At 65.7% G+C, this 25984-nt stretch carries 24 protein-coding genes; 18 read left to right on the top strand and 6 right to left on the bottom strand.

Annotated elements, in window-relative coordinates; all coding sequences use genetic code 11:
• Nucleotides 1-14 precede the first annotated feature (14 nt).
• Nucleotides 15-1706 (bottom strand): collagen-like triple helix repeat-containing protein, encoded by a 1692-nt coding sequence (locus U5798_RS29345; protein ID WP_322083991.1) that lies wholly within the window; start codon nucleotides 1704-1706, stop codon nucleotides 15-17.
• A gap of 678 nt (nucleotides 1707-2384) precedes the next feature.
• Here U5798_RS29345 and U5798_RS29350 point away from each other — a divergent pair.
• From U5798_RS29350 to U5798_RS29415, 14 genes are all read left to right on the top strand, one after another.
• On the top strand, nucleotides 2385-2591 hold the full coding sequence (locus U5798_RS29350; RefSeq protein ID WP_322083992.1) for a Flp family type IVb pilin: 207 nt from the start codon (nucleotides 2385-2387) through the stop codon (nucleotides 2589-2591).
• 118 nt (nucleotides 2592-2709) lie between these two features.
• Nucleotides 2710-3210 (top strand): prepilin peptidase, encoded by a 501-nt coding sequence (locus U5798_RS29355; protein ID WP_322083993.1) that lies wholly within the window; start codon nucleotides 2710-2712, stop codon nucleotides 3208-3210.
• Nucleotides 3207-3653: a TadE family protein gene (locus U5798_RS29360; RefSeq protein WP_322084013.1), complete on the top strand. Its 447-nt coding sequence runs from the start codon at nucleotides 3207-3209 to the stop codon at nucleotides 3651-3653. The genes U5798_RS29355 and U5798_RS29360 overlap by 4 nt, the downstream gene beginning before the upstream one ends.
• Nucleotides 3654-3746: 93 nt before the next feature.
• Nucleotides 3747-4676, top strand: a complete 930-nt coding sequence (gene cpaB, locus U5798_RS29365; RefSeq protein WP_322083994.1) for a Flp pilus assembly protein CpaB — start codon at nucleotides 3747-3749, stop codon at nucleotides 4674-4676.
• 66 nt (nucleotides 4677-4742) lie between these two features.
• Nucleotides 4743-6074 carry a type II and III secretion system protein family protein gene (locus U5798_RS29370; protein WP_322083995.1) on the top strand — a complete coding sequence of 444 codons (1332 nt, stop codon included), beginning with the start codon at nucleotides 4743-4745 and terminating at the stop codon, nucleotides 6072-6074.
• 60 nt (nucleotides 6075-6134) lie between these two features.
• Entirely contained in the window at nucleotides 6135-7409 is a 1275-nt protein-coding gene (locus U5798_RS29375; protein ID WP_322083996.1) for a fimbrial protein, read from the top strand.
• A 3-nt stretch (nucleotides 7410-7412) separates the two neighbouring features.
• The gene (locus U5798_RS29380; RefSeq protein ID WP_322083997.1) at nucleotides 7413-8780 is read left to right on the top strand and encodes a CpaF family protein; all 1368 of its coding nucleotides are present in this window, start codon (nucleotides 7413-7415) and stop codon (nucleotides 8778-8780) included.
• Nucleotides 8773-9771, top strand: a complete 999-nt coding sequence (locus U5798_RS29385; RefSeq protein WP_322083998.1) for a type II secretion system F family protein — start codon at nucleotides 8773-8775, stop codon at nucleotides 9769-9771. The genes U5798_RS29380 and U5798_RS29385 overlap by 8 nt, the downstream gene beginning before the upstream one ends.
• A 4-nt stretch (nucleotides 9772-9775) precedes the next feature.
• Nucleotides 9776-10768 (top strand): type II secretion system F family protein, encoded by a 993-nt coding sequence (locus U5798_RS29390; protein WP_322083999.1) that lies wholly within the window; start codon nucleotides 9776-9778, stop codon nucleotides 10766-10768.
• A gap of 18 nt (nucleotides 10769-10786) precedes the next feature.
• Entirely contained in the window at nucleotides 10787-11629 is an 843-nt protein-coding gene (locus U5798_RS29395) for a pilus assembly protein (protein ID WP_322084014.1), read from the top strand.
• Between the two features lie 20 nt (nucleotides 11630-11649).
• On the top strand, nucleotides 11650-11979 hold the full coding sequence (locus tag U5798_RS29400) for a DUF3613 domain-containing protein (RefSeq protein WP_322084000.1): 330 nt from the start codon (nucleotides 11650-11652) through the stop codon (nucleotides 11977-11979).
• A gap of 11 nt (nucleotides 11980-11990) precedes the next feature.
• Complete coding sequence (locus tag U5798_RS29405) at nucleotides 11991-14012, top strand: pilus assembly protein TadG-related protein (protein WP_322084001.1); 2022 nt, start codon at nucleotides 11991-11993, stop codon at nucleotides 14010-14012.
• 108 nt (nucleotides 14013-14120) lie between these two features.
• Entirely contained in the window at nucleotides 14121-15512 is a 1392-nt protein-coding gene (locus U5798_RS29410; protein ID WP_322084002.1) for a sigma-54 dependent transcriptional regulator, read from the top strand.
• Nucleotides 15513-15566: 54 nt separating this feature from the next.
• Nucleotides 15567-16274, top strand: coding sequence for a DUF2968 domain-containing protein (locus U5798_RS29415; protein WP_124454875.1), 708 nt, complete (start codon nucleotides 15567-15569; stop codon nucleotides 16272-16274).
• Between the two features lie 77 nt (nucleotides 16275-16351).
• Here U5798_RS29415 and hfq read toward each other — a convergent pair whose 3' ends face one another.
• Nucleotides 16352-16906, bottom strand: coding sequence for an RNA chaperone Hfq (gene hfq / locus U5798_RS29420; RefSeq protein WP_124455042.1), 555 nt, complete (start codon nucleotides 16904-16906; stop codon nucleotides 16352-16354).
• Between the two features lie 286 nt (nucleotides 16907-17192).
• Here hfq and U5798_RS29425 point away from each other — a divergent pair, with 286 nt between their 5' ends.
• On the top strand, nucleotides 17193-17483 hold the full coding sequence (locus U5798_RS29425) for a PXPV repeat protein (protein ID WP_415859518.1): 291 nt from the start codon (nucleotides 17193-17195) through the stop codon (nucleotides 17481-17483).
• A 27-nt stretch (nucleotides 17484-17510) separates the two neighbouring features.
• On the opposite strand, the gene U5798_RS29430 is transcribed toward U5798_RS29425, so the two are convergent.
• The 4 genes from U5798_RS29430 to U5798_RS29445 form a co-directional block, all read right to left on the bottom strand.
• The gene (locus U5798_RS29430; RefSeq protein WP_322084003.1) at nucleotides 17511-18428 is read right to left on the bottom strand and encodes a DUF1571 domain-containing protein; all 918 of its coding nucleotides are present in this window, start codon (nucleotides 18426-18428) and stop codon (nucleotides 17511-17513) included.
• A gap of 29 nt (nucleotides 18429-18457) precedes the next feature.
• Nucleotides 18458-20212 (bottom strand): AMP-binding protein, encoded by a 1755-nt coding sequence (locus tag U5798_RS29435; RefSeq protein ID WP_322084004.1) that lies wholly within the window; start codon nucleotides 20210-20212, stop codon nucleotides 18458-18460.
• 161 nt (nucleotides 20213-20373) lie between these two features.
• Nucleotides 20374-21195: a TetR/AcrR family transcriptional regulator gene (locus U5798_RS29440; protein WP_322084005.1), complete on the bottom strand. Its 822-nt coding sequence runs from the start codon at nucleotides 21193-21195 to the stop codon at nucleotides 20374-20376.
• Between the two features lie 215 nt (nucleotides 21196-21410).
• Nucleotides 21411-22631 (bottom strand): MFS transporter, encoded by a 1221-nt coding sequence (locus U5798_RS29445; RefSeq protein ID WP_124454884.1) that lies wholly within the window; start codon nucleotides 22629-22631, stop codon nucleotides 21411-21413.
• Nucleotides 22632-22912: 281 nt separating this feature from the next.
• Here U5798_RS29445 and U5798_RS29450 point away from each other — a divergent pair, with 281 nt between their 5' ends.
• The 3 genes from U5798_RS29450 (at nucleotide 22913) to U5798_RS29460 (ending at nucleotide 25976) form a co-directional block, all read left to right on the top strand.
• The gene (locus U5798_RS29450; protein WP_322084006.1) at nucleotides 22913-23455 is read left to right on the top strand and encodes a GNAT family N-acetyltransferase; all 543 of its coding nucleotides are present in this window, start codon (nucleotides 22913-22915) and stop codon (nucleotides 23453-23455) included.
• 130 nt (nucleotides 23456-23585) lie between these two features.
• The gene (locus tag U5798_RS29455; RefSeq protein ID WP_322084007.1) at nucleotides 23586-24212 is read left to right on the top strand and encodes a ParB-like protein; all 627 of its coding nucleotides are present in this window, start codon (nucleotides 23586-23588) and stop codon (nucleotides 24210-24212) included.
• Between the two features lie 24 nt (nucleotides 24213-24236).
• Nucleotides 24237-25976 carry a SulP family inorganic anion transporter gene (locus U5798_RS29460; protein WP_322084008.1) on the top strand — a complete coding sequence of 580 codons (1740 nt, stop codon included), beginning with the start codon at nucleotides 24237-24239 and terminating at the stop codon, nucleotides 25974-25976.
• The last annotated feature ends 8 nt before the right edge of the window (nucleotides 25977-25984 follow it).

Here is a 25984-nt window from a genome sequence, read left to right on the forward strand (position 1 = left end):
GAATGGATGCCGGATTACTTGCCGTGCGTGCCGCCGAGCAGGCCGCCGATCAGCGACGTGACAGGCGCGAGTGGGTTCGACGTCGAGCCCGAGTTCGTGACGGCGCCCGTGCCGCCGCTCAGTGCCGGTGCGCCGACCGTGCTGGTGACCGTCGAGACGGCGTTCGTCACCGGGGCGAGCGGGCTGGTGCCGCCTGCGCCGCCCGTCACGCCGCCGAGGGCACCCGTGACTGCGCCGAGGAGACCTGTGACCGGTGCAAGCGGGCTGCCGCTCGTTCCGCCGGTTGCGCCGCCGAGTGCGCCGGTGACCGTCGAGACGAGGCCGGTAACCGGTGCGAGCGGGCTGCCGCTGCCGCCTGCTGCGCCACCGAGTGCGCCGGTGACCGTGGAGACGAGGCCGGTGACCGGAGCGAGCGGGCCGCTGCCGCCGCCTGCTACGCCACCAAGTGCGCCGGTAACCGTCGAGACGAGGCCGGTGACCGGAGCGAGCGGGCCACTGCCGCCGCCTGCTGCGCCGCCGAGAGCGCCGGTAACCGTCGAGACGAGACCGGTGACCGGAGCGAGCGGACCGCTGCCGCCACCCGTTGCGCCGCCGAGAGCGCCCGTGACGGTGGAGACGAGGCCCGTGAGCGGTGCGAGCGGATTGGTCACGCCGCCGGTGCCGCCCGTGAGCAGGCCGCCGACGGTCTTCACGGTATTGCCCGTGGCCGAGACGGTGTTGCCGAGGCCTGTCGTGACGGGGTTGCCGCCTGTCGACGCGAGCAGCGCGCCGGCCTGGTTCAGTCCGTTGCCGACCGTGCCGAGCAGCGTGTTGACGGGGGCGCCGAGGCCGGTCGCCGTACCGATCGTCTGGGTCGTCTGGCCGACCATCGTCGTGATCGGCGTGATGGCCGAGCTGACCGTCTGCGTGACTTGCTGGATCGGGCCGGTCGACAGCGCATTGCCAAGGGTCGTGCCGCCGTTCGACACGGCGCCGCCGAGTGTCGACACGAGGCCGCCGACGGCCCCCGTGACCGGAGCAAGCGGCGACAGCGGGCCGCTGCCGAGGCTCGTGACCAGCGCGCCGGTCTGCGTGACGGCGCCGCCGAGCTGGTTGACTACGCCGCCCGTGCTGGCGAGCGTGGTGCCGACCGGATCCTTCGTTGCGCCGAGCTGGCCGAGACCGTTGCCGAGGCCGTTGCCGAGTGCGGTCACCGCGCCGCCGACGCTTTGCACGATGCCACCTGCGGCTTGCGTCGTGGCAGGATTGACGCCCGGCAGCGTTTGGCTGCCGAGGGCGGAGCCGAGATTGGAGACGGCGCCGCCGGCAGTCGTGACGATATTGCTGGTGCTTGCGAGGACAGTTCCCACTGGGTTCGCCGACACACCGGAGGTGCCGGACGTACCGCTCGTGCCCGAGGTTCCGCTGGTACCGGACGTGCCGCTCGTGCCCGACGTGCCGCTGGTGCCGGACGTGCCGCTCGTACCCGAGGTGCCGCTGGTGCCGGACGTACCGCTCGTGCCCGAGCTGCCGCTGGTGCCGGACGTACCGCTCGTACCCGAGGTGCCGCTCGTGCCGGAGGTGCCGCCGCCCGAGCTCGAGCCGCCGCCGAGGCCGTGGCTGATGGAACCGGAGCCGCCGCACGCGGAGAGGGAGAGCATGGCTGCAACGGTGGCCGCGATCAGAGTCGTCCGGAACACGCCATGAGGGATAACCTTAATGTCCATTTCTTCCTCGCATTAAAAATGTGTTGTGAACTGCGTTGTGTTGAGTGGTGCGAGGACTACTCTGCAACTGTCGTGCCATTTCGACGCCCGACAGTTCGACAACCGGTTTTAAACGAGGCAATTCCTTGTCGGGAAAGGAAGTGGTGGAAATTGAAAGATTGTTGAATCTGTTTAAGCGCTGGCGAATGAGAACGATTTCGGCCGTTTCGTAACGTAACGTCACAACATTGGCGTTACGGGTGCGGCGTAACGTGGGCGGAGAGCCGGCTTGGTGGACAAGGCAATTGTTTTACTGGTGGATTAGGTGTGCACATCTAACCTATCGTAAATCCTATGTGTAAGTCGTACCGAAACGCCGTACAAATACGTTGTGCTCCTGAAGACTTTTTTTCCGGTGGGGTCGTTAAAAGAGGTTGGAAACTAAATCGGATCGGATATAGAATCGGGAGCAGATGTAAGCAAATGTACGGTTCGGTACACAACGTTCGAGGAGGGTCACTATCGCGAATGTTAACTTGCATCAAATCGTGAGCAATGCCCTTCGGGGCGACCTATAAAGAAAGCGCACCCGGTTGTCGCTGCAGCAGATGTGGTGAACGGCGTGGGGCAAGGGCCAGATATGCGGGGACGTATACGTATAAAAGGCCAAAGATCGTAAATACAGGCACGAGGAATAAAATGAAAGCATTGATGATTCGCTTCCTTCGGGAAGAAGACGGGGTTACCGCGATCGAGTATGGGCTGATTGCGGGTCTGATAGCTGTCGCGATCGTCGCCGGGGTGACGCAGATCGGTGGCAGTCTCGGGACCATGTTCACCAATCTCGGCACTTGCGTGACTACACGTACGACCGCAGCCTGTTCGGCCGCTACCATCTGGGGCTGACCTTCCGTAGATAATTGGAACGACTCCTTCACGTCGCGTGAAAGTCGTTTTGGTTCGGTAGCGAGCTGATTGCCTCGGCAATCAGCTCGCGCCGATATTTGCGGCGGGCAGTTGCGCGATGGCAAATCTTATTTTCAGCGGGACATTCCTGGCCTGGGTGACGCTTGTCGCCGGCAGTGATATCCGATTTCGGCGCGTTTCGAATTCGCTCGTCCTGGCGGGGTTGATCGCCGGATTTGGCGCGGCGATTTTCAATGCGAATCCATTCGGAATCTCGCTGTATCAGGCCATGTTCGGCATGCTGGTCGGACTGGCCGGTCTTTTCCCCTTTTTCATGCTGCGCTTGATGGGCGCGGCAGACGTAAAGACATTTGCCGTGCTCGGTGCGTGGTGCGGTGCACACGCGCTGCTCGGGCTCTGGGTTGTCGCGAGCCTTGCCGCCGGTCTTCATGCCGTTGTCCTGATTATGTTGTCGCGGACCTCGCCGGGCGCATTGTGGCGCCGTGGGGCGCCTGCACTGGCGCTTGGCAAATACCGGGCGACACCGTATGCGGCATGCCTGGCGATACCGGCGGCGGCGTGGCTCGTTTATCTGATTGCAACGGGGGGCGTGCGATGAAGCGACTGAATCAGCCGCAGGGACGCCGGCGGCAGCGGGGGGCGACGGCGGTCGAGTTCGCGATCGTTTTTCCGCTGTTCTTCATGATTTTCTACGCGATCCTCAGCTTCGGGATGATCTTCCTCATTCAGCAAAGCCTGACGCTGGCGGCCAGCGAAGGCGCGCGCGCGGGATTGAACTACGCGCCGACCCTGGCTGCGCGCGTGACGAATGCGGCGACAGCTGCACAGAATGTCCTGGGCTGGCTGAATATCAGCCCGCCGCAGGTCGCGGCGCCGCAATGCAGTTACGACACGACGAATCCGCCGACGCTCTATTGCCTGACGGTCACGGTGAGCTACTCGCCGGAAGCGTGGGTCACGACCATGCCGTTCCTGGGAGCCATCATCACGCAACCGTTGACGGGTACGGCCGTCGTGCAGATCCCGCAGTCGATCCTGTGAGGTGGTCATCGTGACGTGACGGGTCCGCGGACACACGAATCGAGCGGCAGGTAAAACTTACTCGGACTTTTATTCCGGCATCCATACCAAAACATGGCCAACAACCTAACCAAGATCATCGCGGGGCTGCTGATTGCGATTGCTGTACTGCTCGGAATCTATGCATGGATGCTCGGGCGCAGTTCTCCGGCTCCCGTGCCGACGCAGCAGATCGCAGCGGCCAATCCGGTGCCTGTCGTGATCGCCACGCGTGTGCTGCCGGCGGGCCAGCCGATTACCGCCGACGCGTTGAAGGTTCAGCCGACCGCACTGATGCCGGTCGGTGCATTCAGCAATTCGGGTGAACTCGTCGGCCGCGTGCCGACACGGGACATCCCGGCTTCGTCGCCGGTTGTTTCGGGCGCATTGGTGTCGGGTCTCGCCGAGGATGTGCAGCCGGGCGAGCGCGCGATCGCGGTCCACGTCGACGAGACCAACGCAGTCGGCAACCGGCTGCGTCCCGGCAATTTCGTCGACGTGTTCCTGAACCTCAAGCGCGAGGGTAATTCGACGATGCTCGACGGGGAAGTCGCGCAGACGCAGGCTCGGCTGCTGTTGTCGAAGGTGCGTGTGCTGTCGTTCGGCGATGCGACAGCCGAACGCGACAGCGGCAGCAACACGAACGGCAACAACGGCCAGCCGTCGGGTGTGCGCATCGCGGTGCTGGCGGTGCCGACCGCGCAGGTCGATGCGCTGACGCTCGGCGAAGCGAGCGGCCGGTTGACGCTCGCGTTGCGCAACCCGCGCGACGACGAGCTTGCGATGCAGACGGTTGCGGTGCGCACGGACAACAAGCTGTCGCCGTCGGCGATCGCGGCAGCCGGCGTGTCGCTGCAGCAGCTTTCCGGCACGCAGCGCAACGCGGTGGCCAACGTGCCCGTACCGCCGTTGCCGTCGCATTTGCCGCCTGCCGCGCGGCCGAGCGGGGGCGGGGGCGGTATCGAGGTGATTCGCGGCGGCCGGTCGGAAACGGTTGCTTACTGACAGACATCGACGGTCATCGATATCAGCGACGACAAGTAAAAGGGCCGAGAGACGGTTCAACGAACAATGAAAAACACACTGATTGCATTCGCGATTGCTATCTGGGCCATGACATTCGCATCGTTCGCCAGCGCGAACGGTACGATCGAACTTGCCGTCGGCGCGCAACGGCAGATTTCGGCCGGCCGCACGCTGCAGCGCGTCGCGGTTGGCGATCCGGCGGTCGCCGACGTGCTGATCATGAAAGGCAGCCGCTCCGGATCGGTGCTGCTGACCGCGAAGGCGCCGGGTGCGACGAACGTGATGCTGTGGGAGCGCGGCCGTGACGAGCCGACGGTCTGGAACGTCGAAGTCGTTGATGCGTCCGCGCATGCGGTGCTCGACGGCTCCACGCCGCGCGTGAATGCGTACGGTGGAACGGCGGTGTTGCGGGGAACGTCGGCATCGCTCGATGCGCATGATCGCGCCGTCGCGGTCGGCAAGAACATGAGCGCGAAAGGGGTCGTGATCGATCGATCGACGATTGCCGGCAAGAATGTCGTGCAGGTCGATGTGCGCGTCGTCGAATTCAGCCGCTCGGTGCTCAAGCAGGTCGGCTTCAATTTCTTCAAGCAGAGCAACGGATTTTCGTTCGGCTCGTTTTCGCCGGGTGGCGTGCAGTCCTACAACGGTGGATCGGGCCCCGGTACCGGCGGGTACGTTCCAACGCTCGGTGCGCCGGTCGCGTCGGCCTTCAACCTGGTCGTAAACGCAGCCGGGCGCGGCATCTTTGCCGATCTGTCGCTGCTGGAGGCGAACAATCTCGCACGCGTGCTCGCGGAGCCGACGCTCGTCGCGCTGTCCGGACAGAGCGCCAGCTTCCTCGCGGGCGGCGAGATTCCTGTTCCGTCTCCGCAAGGGCTCGGCTCGACCGCGATCCAGTGGAAGCAATACGGCGTCGGACTCTCGTTGACGCCGACGGTGCTGAGCCCGCAGCGGATCGCGCTGAAGGTTGCGCCCGAGTCCAGCCAGCTTGATTTCGTGAACAGCGTGACGATCAGCGGTGTCGCGGTGCCGGGCATCACGACCCGTCGGGCGGATACGACGGTCGAGCTTGGCGATGGCGAGAGTTTCGTGATCGGCGGCCTGATCGACCGCCAGACGATGTCGAACGTGAGCAAGGTGCCGTTGCTCGGCGATCTGCCGATCATCGGGACATTCTTCAAGAACATGAACTATCAGCAGAACGACAAAGAGCTGCTGATCATCGTCACACCGCATCTCGTCGCGCCGATCGCGAAGGGCGCGGTGCTGCCTGCGACGCCGGGTGAGCTGTCCGAACAGCGCAACGGGCCGGTCTGGCAGTCGTATCTGGGTGGCGCCGCATCGCCGGACGCGGCGCCGGGATTTTCGAAATGAGTGCGAAGCATCGCGCGTTGCGATGCATCGGCACGCCATGCGTAATCGGGGGTGTTCGACATGAACGCGCGAATCCAATCATTGTGTGAACCCGCCGTGACCGATTATTTCGTTTGCGCATCGCAACAGGAAGCGCATGTCCGCTGGCTGGCCGATACGCTGGTGTCGGCCGGCGCGGTCGAGGCTGCGTCGCTCGAGCCGGGGGTACTGGCACAGCGCATCACCGGCCTCAATCCGGCGCTCGTCTTCATCGACTTCTCGGATGGCAGCCCGGCCGCGAGCGTTGCCGCCGCAGCGGTTCGCGCGACGCACCCGGGGCTGCCGATCGTCGCGCTCGGTTCGCTCGCGCATCCGGAGAGCACGCTTGCCGCACTGCGCGCCGGCGTGCGTGATTTCATCGACGTGTCGGCTCCGGCGGAGGAGGCGCTGCGTACGACGCGCGGGCTGCTGGCGAACGTCGGCGAGCCGGCGAGCCGCCACGGCAAGCTCGTCGCACTGCTTGGCGCACGTGCCGGCATGGGCGTCAGCACGCTCGCGGCGAATCTCGCCGTTTGGCTGCAGAAGCGCGCGTCGAGCACGGGGGCGGGCGGCGTGCCGAACGGCGGCACCCCTGCAGGTCGCCAGACCGCACTCGTCGACCTGGGGCTGCCGGCAGGCGATGGCGCGCTGTTCCTGAATACCCGCTGCGAATTCCATTTCATCGATGCGGTTCACAACCTGCGCCGCATCGACCGGACCTTCGTGAATACCGCGTTGACGCGGCATGAGAGCGGTGTCGCGTTGACGACGCTGCCGGCCGATCTCGGCGGATTGCGCGACGTGTCGTACGCGTCGTGCGCCGGTTTGCTGAACCGCTTCCGCGCATTCTTCGATCAGCAGATCGTCGATCTCGGTGGTTTTTCGAACCGCGAGTTCGTTGCGCAGATCACGAGCTCGGCCGACGAAGCGTGGCTCGTCTGCGATCAGGGCGTCGCGTCGATCGTGTCGGCAGCAGATCTGCTGACCGGGTTGCGCGACGCAGGTGTCGAGACCGATCGCGTGCGGCTCGTCGTCAACCAGTACGACCCCGCGCTCGACCTGACGTCCGCCCAGATCGCCGAGCGTCTCGGGCTGTCGCTGGTCGGCACGTTGCCGTCGCGACGCGTCGCGATCGGCCATGCCGCGAACCAGGGCCGGCTCATCATCGACATGGCGGAGCGCGACCCGTACGTACGCGCGCTCGAGTCACTTGCCATGCGGCTGCCGGGCGTATCGGCCAGATCGGCCGTACCGCGTCCGGCATCCGGCCTGTCCGCGCTGAAGCGCTTCATTCAACCCTCGTCCAAGCGGTCGTAAGCGATGGCACACGACATTCAATTCGCCGACGGCGCAGCGCCGTTCTCCCAGACGCAGCATTTCCACGACATCAAGAATGCCGCGCACGAGCACCTGCTGACGCGCATCGAAGAGCTGGGCGCCGAGTTCGGCCGATGGTCCCGCCAGGCGATCAACCAGTTCGTCGACCTCGAGATCGACAGCTTCGTGCGCCTGCGCCGCATCCCGCTCAACGAAAACGAGGTGCGCGCGGTCGCCGAGGCGCTGACGAAGGAGCTCGCGGGCTTCGGGCCGATCGAGGACCTGCTCGCGGACCCGGCCGTCGAGGACATCCTGATCAACGGCTACAACGACGTGTACGTGTCGCGCCACGGGATTCTCGCGAAGCTGCCGGTGCGCTTCACCGACAACGCGCACCTGCTGCGGATCGTGCGACGGATCCTCGCGCCGATCGGTCGCCGTCTCGACGAGTCGAACCCGATGGTCGACGCGCGGTTGCCGGACGGCGGCCGCGTGAACGTCGTGATCGAGCCGCTGTCGATCGACGGTCCGGTCGTATCGATCCGGAAATTCCGCAAGGATCCGCTGAAGCCGTCCGATCTGCTCGCCAACGGGACCTTCAACGAAGAAATCAACACGCTGCTTCAGGCAGCCGTCGAGGCACGCTGCAACATTCTCGTTTCGGGCGGGACGAGCTCCGGCAAGACGTCGCTGCTCAACGCGCTCGCGTTCCACATTCCGGAGATCGAGCGTGTCGTGACGATCGAGGATACGGCCGAGCTGTCGCTGAACCACCCGCACGTCGTGCGGCTCGAGAGCCGGCCGGGCGGGTTCGACGGCACCGGCGTGGTGTCGATTCGCGACCTGCTGCGCAATACGCTGCGGATGCGCCCGGACCGGATCATCGTCGGCGAAGTGCGCGGCGGCGAAGTGCTGGAGATGCTGCAGGCGATGAACACCGGCCACGACGGCTCGATGGGGACCGTGCACGCGAGTTCGCCGCGCGAGTGCCTGTACCGTCTCGAGATGCTTGCCGGCTTCGCGGGCTTCCAGGGCACCGAGTCGAGCCTGCGCCGGCAGATCGCGAATGCGATCGACTTCATCGTGCAGATCGGGCGCCTGTCGAACGGGCGTCGGCGGATCCTGTCGATCACCGAAGTGACCGGACTGTCCGACAACATCATCGCGACGCAGGAGCTTTATCGCTACGAGGCGCGCGTGACGGCGGAGGGCGAGGAAGTCGACCACTGGGAAACGCTGGGCATTCATCCGCATTCGCCGAAGCTTGCGCGCTTCCGTCAGACGCTGACGAGCGGTGGATTCGGCGAGGGCGGATTTGGTGGCGGCTTCGGCGGCGGCTTCGGCCGTGGCGGCGGGGGCTTCAATGTATAGCGCGATGGTGTGGGTGCTGGCGATCGCGATGCTGTGCGTCGCGGCTGCGATGATGCTGTGGCGTCACGCAGAGACCCGGCGCGTGCGGACCGACGCGAAGCGCTTCATCGACAGCCGGCTCGAACCGGGCGCACGCGCCGGTGTCGCGGCCCCGGCGGCGCGGCCGTCGGCGGCAAGTGCGGCGCGCGCCGTGCCGCAGCCCGGCGCGCCGCGAAGTGGCTCGTCCTACGCAATCTGGGCGCACTGGTATGCGACGGCATCCGAGTATCTGTCGAACCTCGCGAGTCGAGCGGGGATCGAGGACGCGCGCGGCAAGACGCTCGGTGCACTCGCCGTGCTGGTCGCGGTTGCGTTCATTGCCGGCAGCCGCGGCGGGGTACTGGCGTGCTTGGCGGCAATCGCTTGCGGAAGCGCGCTGCTCGGCGTCTGGCTCGCTTCGCGGATCCAGCGGCGGCGGTTGAAGATCGTCCGGCAGATCCCGTCGTTCCTGGACGGGATCGTGCGTCTCGTGACGCTCGGCAACAGCGTGCCGGCTGCGTTCCAGTCTGCGCTGCTGACGACCGAGGAGCCGTTGCGCGGCTGCCTCGATCTCGTGTCGCGGATGCTGCGCGGCGGGATCGAGATCGATCGCGCAATGATGCACATCGCGAAGATCTACCGGACCGAGGAGTTCGAACTCGTGGGCTCGGTGCTGCGCCTGTCGGTCAAGTACGGCGGGCGCGCGGACGTGATGCTCGAGCGGATGGCCGTGTTCATGCGTGACCTGGAGCAGGCCGAGCGTGAGTTGACGGCGATGTCGTCGGAAACCCGGCTGTCGGCGTTCGTTCTCGTCATGCTGCCGATCGCGATCGGCAGCTTTGTGGTGATGGCCAATCCGAAGTATCTGCACGGGATGTGGAACGACCCGAGCGGGCGGACGATGCTCACGATCGCGTTCCTGCTGCAGCTGGCCGGCAGCGTCTGGCTGTATCGCATGGCTCGGCTCAGGTGAGACTATGACAGCGACTCAAATCGGAGCGATCGCGTTGGCGGTCGGTGCGCTCGGGGTGCTGCTGCTCGGCATGGTTGCGATGCTGCGCGCGAGTGCCGCGACGCGTGCCGAACGCGCGTTGGTCGATGCGCTGGACCGGCGCATGGCCGCCCTCGAGGCAGCGAAAGCGAAAGGCGCGCCGGGCAGCGATGCGCCTGCGAAACCGGACGTACGTGGCGGTCAGCGTGTCGAGCGTTTTCTCGACCGGCTGTCGGCGGCGGGCGTGCGCTGGCTCGATACCGGGCTCGGCAAATACGCTGTCGCGGAAGAGGATCGCCGCCTGCTCGAGCAATGCGGCTACGTCGACGCGCGCACGCGCGGGCTGTTCCTGAGCGCCCGGGTTGCGTTCGGGATCGCGCTGCCGCTGCTGTTCGCGATCTTCGCGAGCGGGCGCGTGAAGGGCGGTATCTGGATGGTCGGCATGTTTGCCGCCTTCGGGCTGGGCTTCATGTTGCCGAAGCTCTACGTGCAGCGCCGTGCGGCCGCGCGGCGGCAGAGCGTGGTCGATGAACTGCCGTTGCTCGTCGACATGCTGCGCTTGCTGCAAGGCGTCGGCCTGTCGCTGGATCAGAGCCTGCAGGTCGTGACGAACGATTTTCGCGGGATGTTGCCGGTACTGTCGTCGGAAGTCGGCATCGCGCAGCGCCAGTTTGCAGCGGGTCGAACGCGCGAGCAGTCGCTGCAGCGGTTGTCCGGCGGATTCGACAACGAGGATCTGCGCGCGGTCGTGCGATTGATGATCCAGGTCGACAAGCATGGCGGCGCGGTACAGGAGCCGCTCAAGCAGTTCGGGGACCGGCTGCGCGAAACGCGCCGCGCCATGCTGCGCGAGCGGATCGGCCGGTTGACCGTGAAGATGACCGGTGTGATGGTGCTGACATTGTTGCCCGCGCTGTTGATCGTGACGGCCGGGCCCGGCATGTTGGCGGTGATGCATGCGTTGTCGCCGCATCACTGAAGGACGGAAGGAAGGATGATGAAGCGGATCGGCGGAATGGCGATACGGGCGGGCGCGGCGGCGGTGGTGGTGCTGTTGGGTGCGTGCGCGACCAAGGACAGCGGTTATGGCGTGAACGCGCAGACGGAGCGTGCGGCGCTGATACAGGCTGCCGACCAGAAGCAGGCCGTGCCGGACACGCCGGGTATGTACCTCGGCTTGATCCAGCGGATGCAGTCGCAGGGGCTCTATTACGCGTCGCTCGCGCACATCGACGCGTATGACAAGACCTACGGTGTCGTGCCGGAGTCGATCCTGTTGCGTGCGGATGCCCTGCGGATGACCGATCAGCCGGCCGCGAGCGCGGCCGTCTACACGCAGTTGCTGAAGACGCCGCTTGCCGCGCGCGGCTATCGCGGGCTCGGTCTGCTGGCGGGTGCAGCGGGCGATTTCGACCGTGCGGCGCAGTCGCTGACGCAGGCGTCGGAACTGGCGCCGACCGATGCATCGATGCTGTCCGATCTCGCCTACGCGAAGTTGCGCAGCGGCGATGTCGTCGGCGCGCGCGTGCCGTTGATGAAGGCCGCCGAGCTGGATCAGCGCAATCCGAAAATCGTCAGCAACCTCGCGCTCTACCTGTTTGCGGCAGGCCGCGCGCAGGATGCGCAGAAGTTGATGAACCAGCAGCATCTGTCGGCGGATATCCGCAAGGACATCGTCAGCGACGCCGCGAAAATCACGGCAGCCGCGCGCGCGCAGCAACGCGCGGTCGCGACGCCGCCGGTCGTGTCACGGCGCGCTGCGTCTGCACCGATCACGCCGATGGCGAACAATTTTGGCTACGACCAGACCGTGCCGCTGCTGCAACGGTTTGCACAATGAACAGGCACCGGGGGAACGACATGAACAACAAAAAACATCTTCGAAGCATGCATGCCGGCCGGATTGCGGTGCTGGCCGCAATCGTCTGCGTGGTGGTTGGTTCGGCCGCGGCATACGGGCAGGAGTCCGTGACGGCGGGTGCGTCCGATGTCGACCGTTCGACGAAGGAATGGCTTTCGATGCAACGTGACAACCGCGCGGCGGCACCGACGCAGCCGTTGCTCGGTGACGTCGCATCGCTTGTCTACCAGCGTTATCTCGATTCGTTCAAGAACAAGATACCGACTTCGATGAGCTCGCAGCTCGGTTCTGCCGGCGGCATGTCGGGCAGCAGTCAGGGCATGCAGTAAGCGGGACGGCGATGCGCGCAGATCAATCACCCGCAGCGCGGCGACGCGGCGTTGCCGGTCGTCCGGGGCGCCAGCGCGGCACCATTGCGGTCATGGCTGCAATCTGGGTGTCGGTTGCATTCATCATGCTGGGTGCGATCGATATCGGTCATTTCTATTCCGAACGACGCAGCATGCAGGCGGCGGCCGATCTGGCAGCGCTTTCGGCCGTGTCGCAAATCAGCGCGGATGCGACCTGCACGGCCGCGACGACCGCAGCCGGTCGAATCGCGAATCCGGCATCGAATCCGCTGCCGGCGAATTCGACCGTCTCCGTGACGTGCGGTGTCTGGACCGCGCCTCAAGGCAGCGGCAATGCGCTGTTTACGCCGACCTCGGGCGCGGCGACCAATGGTCAGTGTGCAGGCCTGTCGCCCGGAACGATCAATGGTCAATCGGTCAACGCCGTATGCGTGACGGTTTCCGAGCCGATCGACGGGATATTTCGCAGCGGGATAACAGTCGGCGGATCGGCTATTGCCAAGAGCGTGCCGACCGACACCTTTACGCTGACCACATCGCTGGCGGCGTTGAACGGTGGATTGGCGAACCAGTTGCTCCAGGCATTGCTGGGTACGCCCAATCCGCTGAGCCTGCAGCTCGTCGATTATCAGGGGCTTGCGCAAGTCAATCTGAAACTGGCCGGCATTCTCGCCAATCTGCCGGTCGGCACCAGCACGTCCGTGCTGAACGGTACCGTGACGCTGGGTCAACTGGCCAACGCGGCCGTCCAGGCGGCGACGCAGCAGAACCTGGTCGGCGCGAACCTGAACGTGCTGAACGCGATCGTCGTCGCCCTCTGTTCCGGCGGCGTGTGCGGTGGGCCGCAAATCGCGCTCGGCCAGCTGGTTTCCGCTGCAACGGCGACGGGAAGCTCCGCCGTCAACGCCAGCGTCAATGCGCTCGGCTTGCTGTCGACTGCATTGCAGCTCGCAAACGGCACGAATTCGGTCAGCATTCCGAGCGTAACGGTCCAGACGCCGACCTTGCTCGCACCGTTGCTCAACGTGACCGTGTCGGGATCCGTCAAGCTCGGTGCGAACCCGCCGACCACCGCGAGTGGTCCGCCCGGGCCGGCGAATTGCGGGACCACCAATTGCACGACCAACACGTCGACCGCACAGGGGAACGTGTTCCTCAATACGTCGATCTCGCTGCTGTCGACCTGCTCGAACGGCGCGCTGGTCTTTCCGGGCGGCAGTTGCTCGTCCGGCACGGCGACGCCGCTTGCCGCGGTGCAATTGCCGATCACCGCCTATGTGGCGCCGGCGACGGCGGGCCTGATGTCCGTCACCTGCACCGCGGACGGCACGAAGACCGCGCAGGTGAACGTGCAGACCGGGGTCGTGGCCGTGTACATCGGCGGTTCGGCGAATACGCCGATCAACCTCAACGCGCCCAGCGGCTATGTGCCGAACGGTAGCGCCACGCCAATTACGCTGGTATCCGTCAACCTGCAGAGCCTGCTCAATCTGTTGAACCTCGGCGGCCTGGTTTCCGGCCTGACAACGCTGGTCAAGGTCGCGACGCTGGGGCTCCTCGATCTCACCCAGATCTCGATCAATGTCAATCTGTTGCCCGGACAATTGACGGTTCCCGTTGCCAATCAAAGTCCGACGCCGTTGGTGTTCACGTATCCCGGGCCCGGATCGTCCGCGTCGCCGAGCCCGGCATCGCCTTACATGCTCGGGACGGGAACGGATCAGTTTCTGGCGCCCGCTGTTCAAGGTATCTTGAACAGCGGCCTGTCGTTGAAGTTGTCGGCCAACAGTGGCCTGTTGACGTTGCTGGCGGATGTCGTGAATCCCATCTTGGATGTCGTGACCGTGCCGATTATGACGGCGCTGGCAACGACGCTCGTTCCACTCCTTCTGCAACCGATCGACTCGCTCCTGACCTCGGTCACGGGCCTGCTCGGCCTGAGCCTGGGGAATGCCTATGTCACGAACACACCGGACTCGATCAAATGCGGCAATCCCATGCTTGTCCAATAAATGCCTGAGCGTTCCGTCATCGAAGCGGGCGGCGTCGCCGCCGCCCGCAACCGGTCACTGACCTGCAATGCCGAGCAACTCGTCAATTACTGAAGCCGCACCCGAAACATGAGAACCACGCCCGCAATCGAAGAGCTCGACCTGTATGTCTGGGAAGGCAAGGCGGACATTGTCGACCGCGTCGCCCGGTGCATGGCGAGCTTCGACGTCGAAGTGATCCGCGCCGACAACGCCGAGATCTCGCCCGAGCGCGCCGCATTGCGGCCGTCGCTCGCAATCATCAGCGTGACGATGATCGAAGGCGGCGCCGCGTTCCTGCGCGACTGGCAGGCCAACATCGGCATGCCGGTGGTCTGGGTCGGCGCGGCGCGCGACAACGACGCGTCGCAGTACCCGCCCGACTATTCGCACATCCTGCCGCTCGACTTCACGTGCGCCGAGCTGCGCGGCATGATCGGCAAGCTCGTCACGCAACTGCGTGCGCACTCGGCCGAAACGTCGCGGCCGTCCGAACTCGTCGCGCACTCCGAATCGATGCAGGCGCTGTTGCACGAAGTCGATACGTTTGCCGACTGCGACACCAACGTGTTGCTGCACGGCGAAACCGGCGTCGGCAAGGAACGCATCGCGCAGCTGCTGCACGAAAAACATTCGCGCTACCGGCACGGCGAATTCGTGCCGGTGAACTGCGGCGCGATCCCCGACGGCCTGTTCGAATCGCTGTTCTTCGGTCATGCGAAGGGATCGTTCACGGGCGCGGTTGTTGCGCATAAAGGCTATTTCGAGCAGGCGGGCGGCGGCACGCTGTTCCTCGACGAAGTCGGCGATCTGCCGCTGTACCAGCAGGTCAAGCTGCTGCGCGTGCTCGAAGATGGCGCGGTGCTGCGCGTTGGCGCGACGGCGCCGGTCAAGGTCGATTTCCGGCTGGTCGCGGCGAGCAACAAGAAGCTGCCGCAGCTCGTCAAGGATGGGCTGTTTCGCGCCGATCTCTACTACCGGCTCGCGGTGATCGAGCTGAGCATTCCGTCGCTGGAAGAGCGCGGCGCAGTCGACAAGATCGCGCTGTTCAAGTCGTTCGTCGCGCAGGTCGTCGGCGAGGAGCGGCTCGCGGAGTTGTCCGATCTGCCGTACTGGCTGACGGATTCGGTCGCGGACAGCTATTTTCCCGGCAACGTACGCGAATTGCGCAACCTCGCCGAGCGTGTCGGCGTGACGGTGCGGCAGACGGGCGGGTGGGATGCCGCGCGGTTGCAACGGCTGATTGCGCACGCGCGCAATTCGGCGCAACCGGTGCCGGTGGAGAGCGCGGCCGAGGTGTTCGTCGATCGCAGCAAGTGGGACATGAACGAGCGCAGCCGCGTCATTGCGGCGCTCGACGCAAACGGTTGGCGTCGTCAGGATACGGCGCAGCAGCTCGGCATCAGCCGCAAGGTTCTGTGGGAAAAAATGCGCAAATATCAGATCTTCGACGAAGAGCCCGAGACACGCGAAAGCGAGTAATTAATGAGATAAAATCGCGCTGAATTACAACGACTCGGGCGGGAATAAAACTTCATGAGCCATATGACGGGGTTGGGGCGGGTGGGCGTGTTGCTTGCCCTGGTGGGAGGCATGCAGGGCGCGTTCGCGCAGGGGTTGGCCGGCAGCGATTCGTCGGCGGTGCAGCAGGCGTCGGCGCCGGTGGCGGCGATTCCGGTGATCGATCAGCAGGGCCAGACGTCGGTGCAGCCACAGGCGGGCGAATCGACGGGGCCGAGCACGGTCGACGACCTGCAGCGCCAGATCCAGGCGCACTCGCTGACGGAAATGCGCACGAGCTACAACGGCAGCTACGGTGCGAGCCTGCTGTTCAACGTGAAGGACGGTGCGTACTTCGTCGCGCTGTTCCAGCAGAAGGCGTTTTGGCGCGTGATCAAGACGTACGACGAAACGCGCGCGGAAGCGATCTATCGCGATTTCTCGCGTCAGGCGGAGCGGCTGGCCGTCAACGAACTGCGGGCGGCGAAGCTGGAATCGCAGAAGGCGCAAATGGACAAGCAGATCGAGGTCACGCAGGATCGCGCACGGCGCCTGCAGGCCGATATCTCGATCGCACGCCAGCAGCAGGCGGCGGTCGCGGATCGCCAGAAGAACGTACGCAACGAGACGGCGGCATTGCAGGCGCAGCAGGCCGAGCTCCAGTCGCAATTGCGCGCGTTGCAGCAGCAGGTGCGTTCGCTGCAGCGTGAGGCCGACGCGGGCCTGCCGACGACGGCACGCTGAACCCGGCAGCGGTGCGGCGACATGCCGCGCCGGCTGCACCAGCAAAAAGGGCAAGCCGTTTGGCTTGCCCTTTTGTTTTACTGGCCGTCCGGCACGATTCGCCGGCGGCGTGTGACGATCACCGGACCGTTGCCGCCGCGGGAATCCGACGACGACGTGTTGCCGGATGCGTCGCCGCTGTCGCGCGGCGCGCCATAGCTTTCGCGCGGTTCGCGGGGCTCGCGCGGCGCACCGTAGCCTTCGCGCGGTTCGCGCGAGCCATAGCCTTCACGCGGTTCGCGGGAACCGTAGCCGCCGCCGTCGCCGCGCGATTCGCGCGGGCCGCCGTGCGAGCCGTACGGGCTGTGACCACCGCCTTCACGGCCGCCGGGGCGACCGCCCGTGCGCGGGCCGCGGGGACCGCCGCCGCCCGGGCGCGAGCCGCCCGTGTCGAGCTGGATGGTGGAAATCGCGCGCTTGTAGATGCCTTGCAGACCCACGGGGGTGCGCAGCATCACCAGGTACTGGTCGAACGACTCGATGCACCCCGTCAGACGAATGCCGTTGACGAGATAGATTTCAACGCGCTTACGTTCCTTGCGCGCCGAATTGATGAAGTCGTTTTGCGGATGGGATTCTGCGGGATTGGCCATTGAGGTGCGGCAGGAGCCTGCGTCAGAGAATATGTTGTGCGTGTGTGTGGCGTGTTCGTCCACAAGGCGTTTGGCGGAATTCTACCCTGTTCGATAGGGAAGCGCGCAGTCGTGATTGTGTCGAACCGTAACCCACTATAGACGTTCCAGCGCATTTTCGCGATTCGGCCGAATAGCTAAAGCCGTTTCGTTACGTCGCGTTACGACTCTCGCAGTGCCGTATCACCTCGCCGCGTGCGGTGCGCTTACATTGAGCGCGCGCGCCGGGCGGGCCGGCGTATCAGGGATGCAGAACATGAACATGAGGCAATGGGTAGGGTGGGTCGGCGGCGTGGCGTTGCTGGCTTCCGGCAGTGCAATGGCGCATGTCGACCTGTCGGTCGGCATCGGCGTACCGGTCGCGCCGGTCTATGTCGAGCCGGCACCGGTCTATGTGGCGCCGCAGCCGGCCGTCGTCGCCTATCCGGGCTACGGATACGGCTACTACGGCGATGACGACGACGATCGCTACCGGAAGTGGCGCAAGCACTATTACAAGCATTGGCGCAAGCACCACGGCGACGACGATGACGATTGATCGCGGCGTCAACCGCGCCGGCGCGCATCAGAACGCGTAGTCGGGGTTTTTCGGGTCGAATGCGGTGTCGTCGAGTGTGGTCGGCGCGATTTTCTCGATGACGATCCGCTCGAAGATCTTGCCGTCGTTGTCATAGGACTCGACGGTCCGGAAATAGGGCGCGTGCAGGTCGAGCCCGAGGACTTCCTTCTTCGCGTAGAACTGCGGCCGGCCGGTCGGCGTCTCGTAGGTGAGCGCGACCACGCGCACGCCGCCGATCGATTTCGCTTCGACCTGGGTCGGCCGCTGCACGCCGGCTTCCAGATACTTCTTCCCTTCGGTCAGGTACAGGTTCGTGATGAACTCGGTGCCGAGATCCTTCACCTGGTGATTCGACTGCGCACGCGCCAGCGCGCCGTCGAGCGCCGTCCACAGCGGAATCTTGCCGAGCAGGCCGCCGAGATGGCCGTACATCTCGTCCTTGCGCTGCGTCGTGTCGTAGATCGTCTCCTGTCCCGCATGCGCGCCGCCCGGCAACCATTTCGCATACACGCGCAGCGGCTCGCGGGTGGTCTTCACCCGCATGCGGTCGGGCGTGTCGGACCATTTCCCGCTGATGCGCTCCTGGCGCACCATCGTGAACTGGTACGCCGGATAGCCGTTAGGACCATTGCGGATATAGAGCGGCACGGCGAGCGGGTCGAGCGCCTTGAAGAGCGCGGTGAGCGTCGCGTCGTCGAGCTGCGCGAGCGTGCCGCGCTGCGCGGCCGTGCGCAGCCAGCCTGCCTGTTGCGCGAGCGGCTCGCGCGTGACTTTCGCGAGGTCCGCCGGCAGCGCGACCTCGTGTGCCGCACTCGCGGTATCGGCCGTTTCCTGCGCGTGCAGGCCCGCGTGCGCGAACGACAGCAGGCCCGCGACGGCCGCGGCGGCGGCATGCCGTGCGCGGCGCTTCATTCCTTCGTTCATCGACAGCGTCTCCCGGAGCGATGGTTCGTTCAGCCTTGCTTCGCGGCCTTGACTTTGGCGAGCTCCTCGTCGCGCAGCGCGCGGCGCAGGATCTTGCCGACGTTCGTCTGCGGCAGCGCGTCGCGGAACTCGACGAATTTCGGCATCTTGTAGCCGGTCAGGTTCTTGCGGCAGTGCGCGAGCACGTCGTCGACGGTCAGCGACGGGTCGCGGCGCACGACGAACACCTTGATCCGTTCGCCCTGTACTTCGTCCGGAATGCCGATCGCGGCGGCCTCGCTGATGCCCGGATGCATCACGAGCACTTCCTCGATCTCGTTCGGATACACGTTGAAGCCCGACACGAGGATCATGTCCTTCTTGCGGTCGATGAGGCGGATGAAACCGCGCTCGTCCATCACGCCGATGTCGCCGGTGCCGAGCCAGCCGTCGGCGTCGATGACCTTGGCCGTCTCGTCCGGGCGCTGCCAGTAGCCGAGCATCACCTGCGGGCCGTGCACGCACAGCTCGCCCGGCTCGCCGACGGGCGCCCAGGTGCCGTCCTCGCGACGAAAGCGCACGATCGTCGACGGCGCGGGCAGGCCGATCGAGCCGCTGAACGCGGCCATGTCGTTCAGGTCCACGGGGTTCATCGTGACGATGGGCGAGCATTCGGTGAGCCCGTAGCCTTCGACGACCGGTCGCCCCGTCACCTGCTGGAAGCGTTCCGCGACCGCGCGCTGCATCGCCATCCCGCCGGCCATCGCGAGCTTGAGCTTCGAGAAGTCGCGCTGGCGGAATTCCTCGTTGTCGAGGAACGCGTTGTACAGCGTGTTGATGCCGGTGATGCCCGTGAACGTTTCGTTGCGGATGATCTTCATCACCATCTTCATGTCGCGCGGGTTCGCGATCAGGATGTTGCGCCCGCCGAGTCCCATGAAGATGAACGCGTTTACCGTCAGCGAATAGATGTGATACAGCGGCAGCGGCGTGAGCACGGTTTCGACGTCGCCCGACACCTGGTCGGCGATCCACGCCTTCGCCTGCAGCAGGTTCGCGATCAGGTTGCCGTGCGTGAGCATCGCGCCTTTCGCGACGCCGGTCGTGCCGCCCGTGTACTGCAGGAACGCGAGGTCGTCGCGTGTCGTCTGCACGGGTTGCGGCTTGACGCGCGCGCCGAGCGCGAGGGCCGAGCGCAGCCGGACGGCCTGCGGCAGGTGGTAGGCCGGCACGAGCTTCTTCACGTGTTTCAGCACGAAATTGATCAGGCGTCCTTTCGCATTGAAACCGTCGGCGAGCAGGTCGCCGAGCGCGGTGACGATGATGTTCTTCACCTGCGTTTCCGGCAGTGCGTCCTGCAGCGTGCGCGCGAAGTTCTCGAACACGACGATCGTCTGCGCGCCGCTGTCCTTCAACTGGTGTGCGAGCTCGCGCACGGTGTAGAGCGGGTTGACGTTGACGACGATCGCGCCGGCCTTCAGCGTGCCGAACAGCGCGACCGGGTACTGGAACGTGTTGGGCAGCATGATCGCGACGCGGTCGCCCGGCTTCACGCCGAGGCTTTGCAGATACGACGCGAATGCATCGACTTTCTGCGCGAGCGTGTGGTAGGTCATCGACGCGCCGGCGCTCACGTAGGCGACGCGATCGGCGAAGCGGGTCGTGCATTCGTCGAAGAACTGCACGAGCGACGCGTATTGCGCGACGTCGATTTCGTGCGGGACGCCGGGCGGATATGACGCGTACCAGATGCCGTCGGTGTTCGGCGGGATCTGCGCCGCTGTGGTTGCTGCGGAAGATGACATGACGTGTCTCCGGTCTTTGCTCTCGGCGAGGGCGGGCCGGCGCTTCGACGCCTGCCCATGCCCCGTGCTTCGCGGCCGGTCGGTGCAGGCGCCTCGACGCTCCGCACGACCGCGCGTATCAATCAAATCGTGAACAGGAAGCCGCGCGTGGCCCCGCGCGCTCAGTTCGTGGAATGCAGGGTCGCCGTATCGGTGGCAGCCGCGCTCGACTGCGGCAGCCCGAACGCTTCGCTGGCGCCTGCGTCGTCGAGCACCGCCGCGAAGATCGACAGCTGCGCGCTATCGGGCATCGGCGCCTTCAGCGCGGCAACGATCAGCGACGACAGCCGCGCGATCATCTGCACGTCGTTCATCGTGCGGCCTTGCGAGAACTCGTCGATCAGGCTTTCCGTCTCGGCACCCGCGAGCGCGCCGGACAGTGCGCCGATCGCGAAGTGCAGCCGCCAGCCGAGCTCGGTGCGCGGCAGATGCGGCAACGCGCGCTGGAACGCGTCGAAGAAGCGGCCCGCGACGCTCGCGTAGTGCGCGGTCAGGAAGTTGCGCACGAACGGCGACGGATCGGTGTAGGCGCGGCCGATCAGCCGGAGAAACCCGGGGCCGCCGCGTTCGGGATCGCGCGAGGCCTTCAGCGCGGGAATGAACATCGCACCGAGCACGTGCTCGCAGGTGATGTGCGTGCCGAGCTGCGCATCGAAGCGGTCGAGGATGCCGAGGCGTTCCTGGTTGAGCTGGTCGAGCCGGCGCGACAGCATCGCGTGGATCAGCGCTTCCTTGCTGCCGAAGTGATAGTTGACCGCCGCGAGGTTGACCGCCGCGCGCGACGTGATCTGCCGCATCGACATCGCTTCGAAGCCATGCTCGATGAAGAGATCCTCGGCCGCATCGAGGATGCGCGCCTTCGTCCCGCCGGTCTGCCGAGTGCCGGATGACCGCGCCCCGGACGGCCGTCCCGCGGATGGCCGCCCCTCCTGACTTACTGCCATGTTCCGCCTCCCATGCCGGTTTCCCGGCCGCGAACAGGTGATTTGATTATCTGATTCAAACAGTCGTTTTTATTAAGATAAAAAATCGCGGGCATGGCGGGCAAGCGGGGAATCTGGACAAATTCCTCTAGTTCGATGTGCGAATGCGGAAAGTGTGACGCGCGGCCCCGGCCAGCCGGGGCGCGCGCGATGATGCGATGCGGCAATACGCGGAATCAGCCGACGGTGCTACGCGTATTGACCGATTGCGTCATGTCGATGCCGCGTCGTTCGCGGCTGAACAGGATCAGCACGGCGATCACGACGGCAACGGTGCCGGCCACGAGCGCAAGCGCGAGGCCGTAGTTGTTGCCGTGCGATACGGCGAGCGACGCCTGCATCGTCGCGTTGCCGGACGCGATCAGGTTGCCGAGCTGATAGACGACGCCGGGGAAGGTCGCGCGGATTTCGTCGGGCGAAATCTCGTTCAGGTGGACCGGGATCACGCCCCACGCGCCCTGGACCGAGATCTGCATCAGGAACGCGCCGGCGGCGAGGGCAACGGGGCCGCTCGAGAATGCCCACAGCGGCAGCACGGGCAGCGCGATCAGCGCGGCGATGAAGATCGCGCGGCGCCGGCCGATGCGCTCCGAAATCGAGCCGAACGACAGGCCGCCGACGATCGCGCCGATGTTCAGCACGATCGTGATCCACGACACGGTATGCGGATCGAAGTGATGCTGTTCGCGCAGGAAGGTCGGGTAGAGATCCTGCGTGCCGTGCGAGAAGAAGTTGAACGCGGTCATCAGCACGATCGCGTAGATCGTGAGCTTCCAGTTCTGCTTGATCGTGGCGCCGAGGCTCGGGCGCGGCTGCTTCTCCATCTGCTTCCACGCAGGCGATTCGGGCACGTGGGTCCGGACGTACAGCACGAGCAGCGCGGGCAGCACGCCGACCATGAACATCCCGCGCCAGCCGATGGTCTGGTAGAACAGGCCGAACACGACGGACGCGAGCAGATAGCCGCTCGGGTAGCCGGCCTGCAGCAGCCCCGACACGAAGCCGCGCGCATGGGTCGGCACGGTCTCCATCGTCAGCGCGGAGCCGACACCCCATTCGCCGCCCATCGCGATGCCGAACAGCGCGCGCAGCACGAGCAGCGCGGTGAGGCTCGGCGCGAAACCGGACGCGAGCTCGAGCAGGGAATAGCACGCGATGTTGACCATCAGCGTCGGGCGTCGGCCGAAGCGATCGGCGAGCCGGCCGAAGATCAGCGCGCCGAGCGGGCGCATCGCAAGCGTCAGCGTGAGCGCGAACGCAACGGCGGGGATCGTCGACGCGAATTCCGCGGCGATGTCCTTCAGCACGAAAACCATCAGGAAAAAATCGAACGCATCGAGCGTCCACCCCAGATAGGCGGCGATCGTGACGTTGCGTTGTTCGCGGGTCCAGCTCATGTCCGAGGTCTCCACGTTGGCGTGTGCGCACACGATAGGCATGCGGATGCCGGCCCGGCCTGCGCGCGGTGCGGGGGCATGGATCGAGTGTAGGCCGCGGCGCCGCGCGATGTGGGGCGCGATAACATCGAATCGGGAATAATCCCTACGAAATGAACTGTTTCGGAAACGGCAACGGCGCCGCGCGAGCCAGGCGACATGAGTCTGTATCATTCCGGAAGGCTGTTTGTATTTGTTCTGTAATGTGTGCGATGCACATCGTCACCGAATCAGGAGTCCCGATGACCGAACGTTCCGCCGGCGTGCTGCCCGTGCTCGAAACGGCGAGGTTGTGGCTGCGTCCGCGCGTGCTGGCCGATCTCGATGCGTGCCTCGCGATGGATCGCGATCCCGAGGTCACGCGGCACATCGCGGGCCCGTGGCACGACCCCGACGAGCATCGCCGCTTCGTCATGCACCGGATCACGCGCGACTATCCGCCGGGCCTCGGCTACTGGTCGATCTTCGAGAAAGCCGCGCCCGACGCGTTCATCGGCTGGGCCCTGCTGATTCCCGACTATGCGGACGGGGCGCGCGACGTCGAGATCGGCTGGCGGCTCGTGCGCGCGACGTGGGGGCGCGGCATCGCGAGCGAGGCCGCGCAAGCCGTCGTGCGTCACGCGTTCGACACCGTGCGACTGCCGCGCGTGATCGCCGATATCGCGGAAGCCAACCATGGCTCGCTGAACGTCGCGCGCAAGCTCGGCATGCATCGCGTGAGCGTCGTGCACGATGGCATTCCTTACATTCGTCATCGTCTCGAACGCAACGACCTGCGCGCGTAGCGCAGCGTCGCGCGCAGGCACGGACGGTTGTCAGAGATCGTCAATCAGATGCGTATCGAGGTCGTGACGTATTAACGGCTCGCGCGATCAGGAGTATCGTTGCCGGAATTTCGCAACATGGGGTACGACCATGGCACTCGGCAACGACGTTCATCTCATTCCCGTCCGGCTCGACGCGCTGCGTCCGACGCAGATGACGGTCGGCTATCGCGAGGTCAAGGCGAAGCGCAAGCACTGGAAGGGGCTCAACAAGCGCGCACGCAAGGCGGCGATCGAATCGCACTGGTTCCCGGCCATCCTCGGCCCGGACGGGCTGCACTACATCACCGATCACCACCATCTCGGCCTCGCGCTGATCGAGGAGGGCGAGTCGCGCGTGAACGCGATGTTGCTGAAGGATCTGTCGTGGCTCGACGACACGATCTTCTGGCGGATGATGGAGCACAACCAGTGGGTGCATCCGTTCGGTGCGGACGGCACGCGCCGCGACTACGCGAATCTGCCGAAGGCGCTGACGGGGCTCGTGGACGATCCGTACCGCAGCCTGGCCGGCGAACTGCGCACGGCCGGCGGCTATGCGAAGGACGCGACGCCGTTCAGCGAATTCCTGTGGGCCGACTATCTGCGCCAGCACATCACGCTCGACCAGATCCGCAAGAATTTCGCCAAGGCGCTCGACGTCGCGCTGCACCGCGCACACGACCAGGACGCGCGCTACCTGCCCGGCTGGTCGGGCGTCATCGCCGTCAAGCCCTGACCGGCGCACGGCGCCGACCGCCTCATGACGACCGCCCCGATTCGTCCCGACGCCGGCCCGCAGCATGCCGACCATTTCGCTCCGCTCGATGCCGCTTCGCCGCCGCCCAAGCGGCGCATCGGTCTCGATGCGCTGGCCGGCCTGTCGATCGCCGGGCTGCTGATTCCCGAAGCGGTCGCGTATGCGGGGCTCGCCAACCTGCCGCCGCAGGCCGGCCTGATCGCGCTGCTGTCGGGGCTCGTCGTCTATGCGCTCACGGGCAGCAGCCGCTTCGCGATCGTGTCGTCGACGTCGTCGTCGGCCGCGGTGCTCGCGGCAACCGTGCTTGCCGAATCGGGGATGGCGCTGGCCGCGCAGCTCGCGCTCGCGGCGGCGCTCGTCGCGATGACGGGCGTGCTGTTCATGCTCGCGGGCGCCGCGCGGCTCGGCGGCATGTCGGATTTCGTCGCACGGCCCGTGCTGCGCGGCTTCACGTTCGGCCTCGCGCTGACGATCGTCATCAAGCAGTTGCCGAAGATCCTCGCGATCTCCGTGCAGCACAGCGATGCGCCCCATGTCGCGCTTGACCTGATCGCCGGCGCGCCGCATGCGAACCTCGCGAGCGTCGTGCTCGGTGCGATCGCGCTGGCGCTGCTGTTCGTGCTCGGGCGGAGCTCGCGCGTGCCGGCGACGCTCGTCGTGATCGTGTTGTCGATCGCGGCCGGCTACGCGATCGACTGGCAGCGATACGGGATCGCGATCGTCGGCCATATTGACTTTCGGCACCTCGAATTCGGCCTGCCGACGCTCGACCGCAACGCGTGGATGCAGACGGTCGAGCTCGCGTTCGCGCTGATGCTGATCCTGTACGCGGAGTCGTACGGTTCGATCCGCAATTTCGCGCTCAAGCATGGCGATACCGTGTCGCCGAACCGCGATCTCGTCGCACTCGGCTGCGCGAACCTCGTGTCGGGCCTGCTGCACGGAATGCCGGTCGGTGCTGGCTATTCGGCGACGTCGGCGAACGAGGCGGCCGGCGCGCAGTCGCGCTTTGCCGGCCTTTGGGCGGCCGGCGTGGTCGCGCTGATCGTCTGGCTGCTGCTGCCGCAGCTCGCGCGCACGCCGGAGCCCGTGCTCGCGGCGATCGTGACCTTCGCGGTCAGCCACTCGTTGCATCCGTCCGTCTTCCGGCCGTACTGGGCGTGGCATCGCGACCGGCTCGTCGTGATCGCCGCGCTGCTCGCGGTGCTCGTGCTCGGCGTGCTGCACGGCTTGCTCGCGGCCATCGGCGTGAGCCTGTTGCTGACGCTGCGCAAGCTGTCCGAGCCGAACGTCAGCGTGCTCGGCCGGCTGCGCGACAGCCACGACTTCGTCGACGTCGCGAGCCATGCCGACGCGAAGCCGGTGCCGGGCGTGCTGATCGTGCGGCCCGAAGCGCAACTGTTCTTCGCGAATGCGGACCGGATGCTGAATCGCGTGCGCGCGCTGATGAAGGCCGCGCCGGACACGCATACCGTGATGCTGAGCCTCGAGGAAACGCCTGATGTCGACGGTACGACGATCGAATCGTTACGCACCTTTGCGGCCGAATGCGCGGCGCGCGGGTTGCGGCTCGCGATCGTGCGGCTCAAGATGCACGCGCTGCATGCGCTGCGCCGTGCGGCGGACGATACGCTGCACGACGACGCGATGTCGGAATTGAGCGTCGACGAGAGCCTTCAACTGCTGAAGGCAGGCATGCCGCCGGACGGCAGCGACGGCAGCGACGGCACGACCGCCGCGTGACGCGGCGG

The sequence above is a fragment of the Burkholderia sp. BCC1972 genome (genome assembly GCF_905339605.1).
Lineage (GTDB): Bacteria > Pseudomonadota > Gammaproteobacteria > Burkholderiales > Burkholderiaceae > Burkholderia.

Coding starts and splice junctions, on each gene's coding strand:
- U5798_RS29345 (WP_322083991.1), bottom strand. CDS start 1,706: ATGGACATTAAGGTTATCCCTCATGGCGTGTTCCGGACGACTCTGATC.
- U5798_RS29350 (WP_322083992.1), top strand. CDS start 2,385: ATGAAAGCATTGATGATTCGCTTCCTTCGGGAAGAAGACGGGGTTACC.
- U5798_RS29355 (WP_322083993.1), top strand. CDS start 2,710: ATGGCAAATCTTATTTTCAGCGGGACATTCCTGGCCTGGGTGACGCTT.
- U5798_RS29360 (WP_322084013.1), top strand. CDS start 3,207: ATGAAGCGACTGAATCAGCCGCAGGGACGCCGGCGGCAGCGGGGGGCG.
- cpaB (WP_322083994.1), top strand. CDS start 3,747: ATGGCCAACAACCTAACCAAGATCATCGCGGGGCTGCTGATTGCGATT.
- U5798_RS29370 (WP_322083995.1), top strand. CDS start 4,743: ATGAAAAACACACTGATTGCATTCGCGATTGCTATCTGGGCCATGACA.
- U5798_RS29375 (WP_322083996.1), top strand. CDS start 6,135: ATGAACGCGCGAATCCAATCATTGTGTGAACCCGCCGTGACCGATTAT.
- U5798_RS29380 (WP_322083997.1), top strand. CDS start 7,413: ATGGCACACGACATTCAATTCGCCGACGGCGCAGCGCCGTTCTCCCAG.
- U5798_RS29385 (WP_322083998.1), top strand. CDS start 8,773: ATGTATAGCGCGATGGTGTGGGTGCTGGCGATCGCGATGCTGTGCGTC.
- U5798_RS29390 (WP_322083999.1), top strand. CDS start 9,776: ATGACAGCGACTCAAATCGGAGCGATCGCGTTGGCGGTCGGTGCGCTC.
- U5798_RS29395 (WP_322084014.1), top strand. CDS start 10,787: ATGAAGCGGATCGGCGGAATGGCGATACGGGCGGGCGCGGCGGCGGTG.
- U5798_RS29400 (WP_322084000.1), top strand. CDS start 11,650: ATGAACAACAAAAAACATCTTCGAAGCATGCATGCCGGCCGGATTGCG.
- U5798_RS29405 (WP_322084001.1), top strand. CDS start 11,991: ATGCGCGCAGATCAATCACCCGCAGCGCGGCGACGCGGCGTTGCCGGT.
- U5798_RS29410 (WP_322084002.1), top strand. CDS start 14,121: ATGAGAACCACGCCCGCAATCGAAGAGCTCGACCTGTATGTCTGGGAA.
- U5798_RS29415 (WP_124454875.1), top strand. CDS start 15,567: ATGAGCCATATGACGGGGTTGGGGCGGGTGGGCGTGTTGCTTGCCCTG.
- hfq (WP_124455042.1), bottom strand. CDS start 16,906: ATGGCCAATCCCGCAGAATCCCATCCGCAAAACGACTTCATCAATTCG.
- U5798_RS29425 (WP_415859518.1), top strand. CDS start 17,193: ATGCAGAACATGAACATGAGGCAATGGGTAGGGTGGGTCGGCGGCGTG.
- U5798_RS29430 (WP_322084003.1), bottom strand. CDS start 18,428: ATGAACGAAGGAATGAAGCGCCGCGCACGGCATGCCGCCGCCGCGGCC.
- U5798_RS29435 (WP_322084004.1), bottom strand. CDS start 20,212: ATGTCATCTTCCGCAGCAACCACAGCGGCGCAGATCCCGCCGAACACC.
- U5798_RS29440 (WP_322084005.1), bottom strand. CDS start 21,195: ATGGCAGTAAGTCAGGAGGGGCGGCCATCCGCGGGACGGCCGTCCGGG.
- U5798_RS29445 (WP_124454884.1), bottom strand. CDS start 22,631: ATGAGCTGGACCCGCGAACAACGCAACGTCACGATCGCCGCCTATCTG.
- U5798_RS29450 (WP_322084006.1), top strand. CDS start 22,913: ATGACCGAACGTTCCGCCGGCGTGCTGCCCGTGCTCGAAACGGCGAGG.
- U5798_RS29455 (WP_322084007.1), top strand. CDS start 23,586: ATGGCACTCGGCAACGACGTTCATCTCATTCCCGTCCGGCTCGACGCG.
- U5798_RS29460 (WP_322084008.1), top strand. CDS start 24,237: ATGACGACCGCCCCGATTCGTCCCGACGCCGGCCCGCAGCATGCCGAC.